This window comes from Acholeplasma granularum ATCC 19168 (assembly GCF_000526235.1).
Taxonomy (GTDB): domain Bacteria; phylum Bacillota_I; class Bacilli_A; order Acholeplasmatales; family Acholeplasmataceae; genus Acholeplasma; species Acholeplasma granularum.
The window spans coordinates 1-3785 of the sequence record NZ_JAFR01000004.1 but is presented as its reverse complement, the minus strand read 5'-3'; the positions used below and the strand labels follow the sequence as shown (position 1 = coordinate 3785).

3 protein-coding genes, 1 tRNA gene and 1 pseudogene are annotated in these 3785 nt (G+C 33.2%); 3 read left to right on the top strand and 2 right to left on the bottom strand.

Annotated features, from left to right (window positions below; genetic code table 11):
* Positions 1 to 70: 70 nt before the first annotated feature.
* Positions 71 to 146: transfer RNA gene (locus G324_RS0100510), tRNA-Glu, on the top strand.
* Between the two features lie 87 nt (positions 147 to 233).
* The gene (locus G324_RS07925; protein ID WP_156921258.1) at positions 234 to 377 is read left to right on the top strand and encodes a hypothetical protein; all 144 of its coding nucleotides are present in this window, start codon (positions 234 to 236) and stop codon (positions 375 to 377) included.
* A 232-nt stretch (positions 378 to 609) separates the two neighbouring features.
* On the opposite strand, the gene purB is transcribed toward G324_RS07925, so the two are convergent.
* On the bottom strand, positions 610 to 1902 hold the full coding sequence (purB, locus tag G324_RS0100500) for an adenylosuccinate lyase (protein ID WP_025724441.1): 1293 nt from the start codon (positions 1900 to 1902) through the stop codon (positions 610 to 612).
* 3 nt (positions 1903 to 1905) lie between these two features.
* Positions 1906 to 3177, bottom strand: a complete 1272-nt coding sequence (locus tag G324_RS0100495; protein WP_025724440.1) for an adenylosuccinate synthase — start codon at positions 3175 to 3177, stop codon at positions 1906 to 1908.
* A 288-nt stretch (positions 3178 to 3465) separates the two neighbouring features.
* Between G324_RS0100495 and G324_RS07815 the strand changes: the two are divergent.
* Positions 3466 to 3663: pseudogene (locus tag G324_RS07815) on the top strand (S1 RNA-binding domain-containing protein); the annotation flags it as partial.
* Positions 3664 to 3785: the final 122 nt, after the last annotated feature.

Genomic DNA, 3785 nt, shown 5'->3' with positions numbered 1-3785 from the left:
GAGGGCGCACTGCTAACGCGTTAGACGGTTAACCCCGTGCGAGGGTTCAAATCCCTCTCGCTCCGCCATTGGCCCGTTGGAGAAACGGTTAACTCACATGCCTTTCACGCATGCATTCACGGGTTCGAATCCCGTACGGGTCACCATTAATTATTGAAATACTCTTCTCACGTATGGGAAGAGTTTTTTATATAAAAAGTGATCCTTTAGATTATTTGCTAGATTAAGAGGTGATGACAACTTCAAGAATCTATCGAGTGAAACAATCAAAAAAAGAAGCAGTTAAAGAAATTATTGAATGTGCAGAAAAACAGTTTGATCCAAACCTTGCAAATATATTTGTGACAAAGGTAATAAAAAAATCATTGCACTTTTAGGGTTGTATCGAGGAAGTGTTTTAAATGATTAGTTAAATATTATGTTTTTAAAATATGAGACCGATAAATGACGTATTAAGACTTTATATTCTTTCATTATATAAAAACTATTGGATTATGAAGTACCGATCAAAAACGTCACACATGTGATATGATTAAAATATATAAATAATACAAACATCAAAAAAAATATAAAAGAGGGCATATATTATGAATTGATATGTGACTTTTATTATGCTTTAAAGACTTTTAAGTATATGGTATCGACATGTCTTAATATATAGATTGGGTCAAACGCTTTATCCAGTTCATCTGGTGTCATAAACTTCATGATATCTGAACTTTTTAAAAGTTCTGTTTTAAAATCATTTTGATTGCTCATGGCATCAATCGCAATCTTTTGAACCAAATCATACGCATGCTCTCTTGTAAGTCCTTTATCAATCAATAGAGATAGTACATGTTGACTAAATACGATACCACCAGTTATATCTATATTGTTTTGTAGTTTTAATGCGTGGACCTCTAAGTTAGATAGCGTATTTGTTATACGATCTAACATATAATCAATTAATGTTGTTGCATCTGCTAATATGATACGCTCAGCAGAGGAGTGGGAAATATCTCTTTCATGCCATAAATTAATATTTTCAAAAGCTGTTAAAACATAACCTCTTAAGACTCTAGATAATCCAGATATATTTTCACTAGATACTGGATTTTTTTTATGTGGCATTGCACTAGAACCTTTTTGATCTACACTGAAGTATTCATTTACCTCAGATACTTCAGTACGTGATAAATGTCTTATTTCAGTGGCTATTTTTTCTAGTTCACTACCCAATAGTGCAATACTTGAAATGTAGTTTGCATGTCTGTCTCTTTGAAGTACTTGTGTAGAAATGTCTGCAGATGCTATATCTAATAGACGGGAAACTGTTTTTTCTAGTTGAGGTGTGTTGGCCGCATAGTTGCCAACAGCGCCTGATATTTTAATCACTTCGATGTTTTTACAGGCAGCATCAAATACAGAAAGTAGCCGTTTTAGATCACTGTACCATAGTGCAAATTTTAATCCAAAAGATGTAATTTCAGCGTGGATGCCATGGGTACGACCTATGGTTGGTTGGTCTTTATAAGCATAAGCTTTTTGTTTTAAGACTGACAATAACTTATTAATTTTTGATCTAATTGCTTGATTGGCTTTCCTGAGTATAAGTGCTAGTGCACTGTCGACAACATCTGTAGATGTTAAACCATAGTGTAGCCACATTTTCTCAGCACCCAAACTTTTAGAGACAGTTCTTGTAAATGCAATCATATCATGTTTTGTTTCTTTTTCTAATGCATAGATTGATTCTAAATCAAAGGTTGCTTTAGTAAGTTTATTGTAAGTTGTTTCATCATATTTGCCTAATAAATACCACGCTTTGGCAACAGCTAGTTCAATTGTCAAAAAAGTGTCATAGCGATTTTGATCACTCCATAAAGTTTCAAATAATGGTGTTTGATATCTTTTTATCATAAATTAATCCTCAAATATAGATGATACTTCTATTGTTTGATCACGCCTTGGACCCACTGAAAATATAGCTAATGGTATTTTTGTAAGTTCTGTAATTTTGTTTAGATAATTTTGAGCGTTAACTGGTAAAGCATCAAATGATTTCACACCCGTAATATCTTCATGCCAACCAGGTAGCTCAATATAGTTTGCAACACATTTTTCATAGTCTTTAATGTGTGCTGGTATGGTGAAAATTTCTTTTCCATCTAATGTATAAGATGTACAAATCTTTATGGTGTCTAGTCCGGATAAGACATCCAATAAAGTAATTGCTAAATAAGATAACCCAGAAACACGGTTTGTATAATTTAAAACGACACAATCTAACCAACCAATACGTCTTGGTCTTCCAGTGGTTGTACCAAACTCGTTACCCTTGATACGTATACTTTGGGCAATATCACCTGATATTTCAGTTGGCATGACACCGGCACCTACTCTGGTTGAGTAGGCCTTAGTCACACCAATAGCACCATCAATTAACCAAGGTGCAACCCCGGTATTTAATGGTACTGAGGCTGCTGTTGGTGATGATGAGGTAACAAAGGGATATGTTCCATGATCTAAACAAAGCAGTGTACCTTGGGCCCCTTCAAATAAAATGTTTTTCCCTGATCCTATATAATCATTTAATAAAAGAGAAGTATCTTTAACAAGCGGTTTAATAATATTTGCATAAGCTTGATATGTTTTATAGACTGAATCAAAATCTATTAAAGGTAATCCGTAGTTTTTAAAGTCTATATTTTTTTCATCAATTAACTTTCTAAGTTCTGATTCAAATTCATTTGATACAAGTGTAGCAACCCTTATACCAATGCGGGATGCTTTATCTTTGTAGGTTGGTCCAATACCCTTATTGGTTGTACCAATCTTTTCTGTTTTAAGGAATTCCTCATGTTTATCTAAAGTGATATGAAACGGAAATGTTACATGTGCACGATCAGAAATAAACAACTGATAATCTGTATGATTTAGATTCTTTAATTCAGCAATCAGTGCCTCGATATTAATAACCATACCATTGGCCAATATATTAACTTTGTCAGCATTCAATATACCTGATGGTAATAAATGCAGTGCATATTTCTTATGGTCTATAACAACTGTATGACCTGCATTATTTCCGCCTTGGTATCTTGTAACAACATCAGCCTTTTGAGCAAGAAAATCAGTAATTTTACCCTTACCTTCATCTCCCCATTGTGTACCAACTACAACTATTCTTTTCATGTCTTATCTCCATAGGTAATTTTAAAATACGTTTTATTTTATCATATAAATATAACAAAAACTGTAAATTATACGTAAGAAAAACACACATGCATATAAACTTCATATACGTATGTATTTGAATTATAAATCAAGTTATTTTTTCAGGCTTATGATAATAGTAAGATTGATGATATATATAATCCGGAGCCATCAGTATATCTTTAATCTCTTGGTTTATACAGCCTTAATAAATAAGCGCTTATTTTGTTTAGTAGTTTTTAAAATAACCCAATTAATACTTTGTAAAATGTCACAGATTTTGGTGCATTTGTTGACGTCGGACTTAAAAATGATGGGTTAGTACATATCTCTAAATTATCTAATAAGTTCGTAAAACATCCTAAAGATGTTGTCTCAGTTGGACAGATTGTAACCGTGTGGGTTTTAAATATTGACCTAGATAAAGGACAAGTCGGATTAACAATGGTAAATACATCAAAATAGTGATTGACAACAACAAAAAAATGAGTGAATATAATAAGGCATGATTTTATATCATGCCTATGATGGAGCGATACTCAAGAGGCCGAAGAGGGCGCACTGCTAACGCGTTAGACGGTTAACCC

What these genes read in the sequence shown, in the direction of transcription:
- G324_RS07925 (WP_156921258.1), top strand. Translation starts at nt 234, where the DNA reads ATGACAACTTCAAGAATCTATCGAGTGAAACAATCAAAAAAAGAAGCA.
- purB (WP_025724441.1), bottom strand. Translation starts at nt 1,902, where the DNA reads ATGATAAAAAGATATCAAACACCATTATTTGAAACTTTATGGAGTGAT.
- G324_RS0100495 (WP_025724440.1), bottom strand. Translation starts at nt 3,177, where the DNA reads ATGAAAAGAATAGTTGTAGTTGGTACACAATGGGGAGATGAAGGTAAG.